3 protein-coding genes and 1 tRNA gene are annotated in these 6748 nt (G+C 43.4%); 3 read left to right on the top strand and 1 reads right to left on the bottom strand.

The window, feature by feature from the left end; translation table 11 throughout:
- Positions 1 to 102 precede the first annotated feature (102 nt).
- Positions 103 to 2883, bottom strand: a complete 2781-nt coding sequence (locus I6E11_RS13930; RefSeq protein WP_235338745.1) for a hybrid sensor histidine kinase/response regulator transcription factor — start codon at positions 2881 to 2883, stop codon at positions 103 to 105.
- Between the two features lie 802 nt (positions 2884 to 3685).
- Between I6E11_RS13930 and I6E11_RS13925 the strand changes: the two genes are divergently transcribed.
- The 3 genes from I6E11_RS13925 to I6E11_RS13915 all read left to right on the top strand — a co-directional run.
- Positions 3686 to 3758: transfer RNA gene (locus I6E11_RS13925), tRNA-Phe, on the top strand.
- A 445-nt stretch (positions 3759 to 4203) separates the two neighbouring features.
- Positions 4204 to 5439: a site-specific integrase gene (locus I6E11_RS13920; RefSeq protein ID WP_022510352.1), complete on the top strand. Its 1236-nt coding sequence runs from the start codon at positions 4204 to 4206 to the stop codon at positions 5437 to 5439.
- Positions 5440 to 5679: 240 nt separating this feature from the next.
- Positions 5680 to 6748, top strand: a 1069-nt coding sequence (locus tag I6E11_RS13915; protein ID WP_235338744.1) for a hypothetical protein, incomplete at its 3' end; no start/stop codon positions are given.

Raw genomic sequence — 6748 nt, 5'->3', positions numbered from 1 at the left:
GCAGCAGAACCACCACCTAAGGAGGTAATAAGCTCATAAGAGGGGCTTGTCTGATATGAAAATAACTCCCAACTTATCTATTTCAGCAAGTTGGGAGGGAATTCACGTCTTTAGCGGACAGTAATAAAATAGTTTTGTGAAATAGCTTGCAGATTCAAAACCGCACATCAGCACAATATCCCCTATTGCCTTTTCCGGATCTCTGAGCAGAATCTCGGCATGTGCCAGCCTGAATTGCTTGATATAGGCGGCTGTATTTATCCCCGTCATCGACTTTATTTTCCTGTTAAGCTGCGATTTGCTGAGGCACATTCCGTCGGCAAGCATTTCGGAATTCAGATTTGAAAGAGATATATTTGAGGTAATGATACCGTTGAGCTTCACAAGGAATCTCTTCTCTTCCTCCGGAGCGTCCTGCTCCTTGGAAATCTCATTGCCGTCGCCCATCATCCGGCTGTATTTCTTTCTGAGCATGTCGCGGTAGTCAATCAACTTGTCTATTCTCAGTTTCAGTTCGTCCGGATTGAACGGTTTTATCAGATAGGCGTCCGCTCCGCAGTCAAGCCCCTGCAGCTTGTGCGCGTCGTCGCTTTTTGCCGTGACAATAATCACCGGTATATGGTTCAGCAGGTCGGATTTCCTTATTTCGCGCGTCATCTCCAGTCCGTCGCATTCCGGCATCATAATGTCCGTTATGATGACATCTGGAATATATTCCTGCGCCTTGATTATTCCCTCCCTGCCATTATGGGCATATACTATTGTGAATCTGTCCTTGATGATATTTCCGATGTAACGGGCTATGTCCTCATTGTCCTCTACCACCAATGCGATGTCCGCTTCTTTTGAAATGACATCGTCGTGGCCGGCAGTCGGCTTATTATCCTCCGTTTCCACTATATCCCGGCTCTCAGGTCTCACATCGGGTTCCGGAATCCATTTTTCAAACCCTTTCTCTCCGTGCCTTATCGGAATGAGGATTGTGAACTTGGCACCTTCCCCCTGTCTGCCTGACACCTCTATGCTGCCTCCCATAGCCTCCGTCATCTGTTTGGTCAAAGCAAGTCCTATTCCGGAACCGCCCGAGGAATTTGAGTCCGAGCGGAAGAAAGGTTCGAAAACCAGAGGTATGTCTTCCGGCTTTATGCCGCAACCGTTGTCCTCCACACTAATCATGATGTTTTTCTCCGCCACCCTGCTACAGATGGTTATCCTTCCTCCTTTGGGCGTGAATTTCAGGGCATTGAACAGTATGTTGGTCATAATCTTATACATGAATTCCGGCACGAAATCCATATCCACTTCTTTCTCGCCGGCACGATACTCTATGTCAATAAGTTTTTTAACGGCCTGTGGACGTACATTCTCTATAACCATCTGGATGAAAGCCGTAATATTTCCGGTTTTCCAGTCAGCATTGCCTATAGCCGACCGTACTTTGGCTATATCCAGAAGCTGGTTTACCAGAGTCAGAAGCCTGTGTCCCTGCCTTGATATGGCATCTATTTCCGCTGCCGCTTCCTTGTTCACGGTTTGGGATTTCAACTCTTCCGCACATCCGAGGATAACAGTGAGAGGGGTACGGAACTCATGAGTGACATTGGTGAAGAATTCCTGTCTTGCAAGGCTGGCTTTTCTGATGACATTCTGCATTTTTGCCCTGACCCTCATGACGTAAACAAGGGATGCAATCGCTATTGCCGAGCCGAGCGCTACAATAATCAGAAAATAAAATGCCGTCTCTTTTTTCTGCTGCTCGCTGACGTATGCCTGATTAACGGTTTCTTTCTCCCTGTTCCCTTTTTCCGTTATATAGTTCACACGGAGATTGTTCATCCGGTTTATATCCTTTTCCTTGGTTATACTGTCTGTATATTCCAAATGTTTCCTGTAGTTTTCAATCGATGCCTTGTAATTGCCTGTTTTCTCCTCGAACTGTGCCTTCAGGTGATATGCGTCCGCAATATGTTCCGGAGACTTTATCTCCATGGCCGTTCTCAATCCCTCGTCGAGATAGGCACGCGCATCCGCCGTTTTCCCCATCGCAAGATATACTCTCACTATCGAAAAGCACGATTCCAGCCAGTGCCATTTGTCGTTGCTTCCATACATCAGGGCATAAGAATTTTTATATGATTCCAATGCCTTGGCGTAATCGCCATCCTGTTCCGAGAGCCGTCCGAAATGATTGTAACACAATGATATGCCGAGTTTTGAATTTGCAAGGCGGTTTTGCTCCATGGAATATTCATAATATATCCACGCCGAATCTTTATCCCCATTGGCTTCTTTCACGTAACCTATGTTGGCGTAGTTTATGGCTTGTCCGAGATGGCTTCCAAGCCTCTTCTCACCTGAAAGCGCAGACTTGAAAACACTTTCAGCGGCATCGTAATTCTGAAGGGAAAGATGCACGTTTCCTATCCCGTTGAGCGATACCACCCTCTGTTTTTGTGCCCCCGGCGAAGACCGGTCGCTATATTTGCCACAGTATGACAGTGCCTCGTAATGTTTCTCGGCGGCTTCGTTCAACGCGCCCATACGCCGGAAATCTGTTCCAAGCTGATTAAGTATGAATATGATATTTGAAGTGTCTTTCAGCTCTTTTGCCAGCGACAGTGCCTCCTCGTGATAATCCAGGGCTTTGCCAAAATCGGAAGACTCGCGATAGGCTCTGCCAAGCTCCCTCATTAGAACCATTCTCTCCACATCGTCACGCCCTGCCTTATAACCTGCCAAAATGATCTCGAGGCTATCTTTGTTTATGCCGGCTGATACAATACTGTCAATCTGCTGAATATGATTTGAATAGGACATATTTTCATTATGCCCCACACATGATACAAAGAATACAAGGATTATAATAATCAATGTTTGTTTCATAAATAACTGATTTGGTATAAGCTGTTTAAGTTTATAAGTCAAGTAAAAATAAAGAGCCAAAGGAAATATAGCTCTAAACCTTACCTCCCCTAACTTCTATTTTCTTAACTTCCTCTAACTTCAAACAACTTCCAATATCTTCTCCAACTTGCCCGCTCCCCTTCCCTCTTTGACTGCAAGCAAAGTTTAAGATTGTTATTATCCCTTTGTTTTTTTATTTTTTTACAAAGATATACTTTCTGTAGGAAATACAAAAATATTACCAATTTTTTTTTTAAGAAATCAGAACTTCTTTATAAGACTATAAGAAAGCCGAAATCTGTACTCAGATAATCTCTCTTGATGAGACGTATACCGTTACTGCATAAACATATAAAAAACATTACCTGGTAACAGAAAAAGCATCGAACACATAAACGAGCAAAACTGATACAACCATTGCCAGAAACACAGATAATGAAGGTTTAGTTATATTATACACCATTGGATATTTTATTACTGATATTACGATGCAAATATGAAATAAATCTTTCTCGTCTATTCGTTTTTATACATTATTTTCACACATTACCGTATTAGAAAACATGTCCGTAGTTTATCCCAAAAGTGAGATTTCTCACCATTCAAAAACCAGTTACCATATTTGTGGTACTTTGACAATGTCAATCACCTAAAAAGACTCATATTTGATGCTTTTCCAATAAAAGCATATCAAAAAGCATGTTTTTTCTTAAATTTTTCACTAAAACATTTTGATATATAAAAATAATACCATACCTTTGCATCGCATTTGAAAAACAACGGTGCCATAGCTCAGTTGGTAGAGCAAAGGACTGAAAATCCTTGTGTCCCCGGTTCGATTCCTGGTGGCACCACTTTTACAAAACGAAAAATCATGAAAACCGCTGAAATACAGTTATTTCAGCGGTTTTTTCTTTATGTACTGTCCGCAAAAATATGCAATTTGGTGCAATAAAAAATTGCTGATTCGGTGGCTTTTTTTGAGTCCCATGAAAAAACCACCGATATGTACCATACTTCACTTATTCTCAACGATTTGCGTGAATCATTTTCAGGGATGAAATTCTACATTTGCATACCCTACTGAATGACGGATGAAATACAACGTCTGCTACAGGCTTTCTTATCCGATGATAATGATTGTACCTACAGGCGGATAATAGTAAGAGAAACAAAAATCGGTGGTTTTTTAGAGCCGGCAATAATAAAAGCCACCGAATTTAACATTTCTCTCCAGCCATCCGCTCAATTCAGGATTGACGAAATAACCGAATGTGCAACTTCAAAAAGAAAATGATCATGAAACAAGGAACAATGAACATTCTATTTTTCGTTCTGAAAACAAAACTGCTGAAAAATGGCGAGGCCCCAATCCTAATGAGGATTACCATCAACGGGCAATATGAAGAAATAAGAATACAGAGAAGCGTTCCATTAAAGAACTGGAATCCGGCCAAGGGATGCAGCAAAGGAAAAGACAGGGCTTCCATCGAATTGAATAACTATATTTCCGCCCTCACTACACGCGCATACGAAAAGCACAAGGAACTGACCTTTGAATCGGCACTGATAACTCCAAAGACGATATTAAAGCGTGTGTTCGGAAAGGATGAGACTGTCCGGACATTACTTGGAACAGTCAAAGAAGAAATTTCCTCTATGGAAAAGGTTGTTGATATAGACTATTCTCCCGTCACCATCAACCGTTATAAGAATGTGCTCAGAAAACTTGAAACGTTTGTGCCGCGCTTTTATGAGAAGGATGATATTACATTCCATGAACTTTCCCCTGATTTCATCAAGGCTTTTGATGTTTTCCTGAAGACAGAAGCCGGACTGTGCCGCAACACAATAGTCCGCTACATGAAATGCCTGAAGAAAATCACCAATATGGCAATAGCCAAAGAATGGATGCGGAAAGACCCGTTTTACGGATATAAGATGGAACAGGACGAGACTGATCCGGTATTCCTGACAAATAACGAGCTTCAGGCTATAATGAACAGGAATTTCGATATTCCGAGGCTGGAGCTTGTCAAGGACATCTTTTTGTTTGCGTGCTTCACCGGTCTGGCGTTCGCTGATGTATCCACATTAAGACCGGAACATCTGGAGCAGGACAATAACGGTGACTGGTGGATAAGAAAAGGACGTGTAAAACTGGAGAGAAGAAGAAAGTCAAGTTCCATAGCAAATGTTCCACTTCTTCCTGTTCCATTGGCAATACTGAAGAAATACGAATCACATCCTATATGTCTTAAACAAGGGACATGCCTTCCTGTTGTCTGCAATCAGAAGGCAAACAGCTACCTGAAGGAGATTGCGGACTTCTGCGGCATCAAAAAGAATCTGACCACACATGCAGCCCGACATACGTTTGCTACTACCGTCACGCTGGCCAACAACGTTCCATTACAGGAGGTGTCTGCCATGCTCGGACATGCATCCACAAGAATGACACAACATTATGCAAGAGTCATGGACAGGAACCTGAAGGACAACATGAATATAGTAAGGAGCAAGATGGGATTATAAATAATACTCCTTATTATATATACCATTATTTCATTTCTTACAGCAAATATCGCCCTTTGCCACTGACTGTGCAAGGCGGCCCTGTCGGGCTGGTTGGCTGGAAAAAAATCATCCTCGCTTCGCTCCGGTATTTTTTTCCGCCAAGCCTTGCACCGGTCATTGGCAAAGAACAGCCGGGCCAGTAAGAAATTGAAATACTGGCTCCACGGAGCCGGTCATGTCTAATTTAAATAAAAGAATATGACTGAAGAAGTTGGAAAGAAGGTATGTGAAGGTACAGTAGCAGACCTCATGAAGGACAAGACCGGAAAACAGACGGTTATCACGTTGACAAGAAAGAATGCTTACCGAGTGAAGAAAATCAGAGAACAAGGGACGGATGACGAAGCCGTCCTTTTTCATTTCCGTAAGCGCTGTACGGGAATGGGCTCCTATGTACACACCATCGAAACGGCAGACGGGGAAACAGAATTGCACCCGTCTGAATTTGAAAAATGGGAAGCTGTGGAATTCCTGTATCCCGGCTATCTGGAGGATCTGCTTGATACTGCTTATAACGCGTACAGATGGAGTTCCTTCGAACCTGAAGCAAGGGCGGAAACAGACATCATGCAATATGAAAAACAACTTGTAGAGGATCTGAAACTGATTCCGGAAGAAAAGCAGAACGAGTATGTCAGTGCATACCATAGCAAGTTCTCCGCCTTGCTGGGCAGTCTCTCACGATGTGCCAGTCCAATGGTGACAGGGCCTGCCAAATTCAACTGCCAGCGCAACAACAAGGCCTTAGATGCATACCAGAACAGATTTGATGAATTTCATGACTGGCGTAACCGCTTCAAGGCTGCCATGGAAAGGATGAAAGAGGCTGCCAAACCGGAAGAACAGAAGCAGGAAGAGGCATGGAACCGCCTAAAGCGTGACATTGCAAGCAGCGCACAGACCATTCATGATATTGATACCGGTAAAGCAAGAGGATACAGCCGTGCCTTGTTTGTCAGCAGTATCCTTAATAAGGTAAGCACCTATGCAGGAAAAGGAGAAGTGGAAATCGTACAGAAAGCGGTAGACTTCATTACAGACTTCAATGCGCAATGCAAGAAACCGGTTATCACTCCGCGGAACCGTTTCTTCCAACTGCCGGAAATGGCACGCCAGGCCAGACTGAAACTTCAGGAAATCAGAGAACGGGAAAACCGTGAACTGAAATTTGAAGGCGGAACGCTGGTATGGAACTATGAGGCAGACCGCCTGCAAATCCTGTTTGACAGTATTCCGGATGACCAGAGGCGCAAGGAACTGAAATCAT

This window comes from Bacteroides caecigallinarum (genome assembly GCF_021531075.1).
GTDB classification, from domain to species: Bacteria; Bacteroidota; Bacteroidia; order Bacteroidales; family Bacteroidaceae; genus Phocaeicola; species Phocaeicola caecigallinarum_B.
The sequence above is the reverse complement of the archived record's forward strand: the minus strand, read 5'-3'. Positions and strand labels throughout refer to the sequence as shown.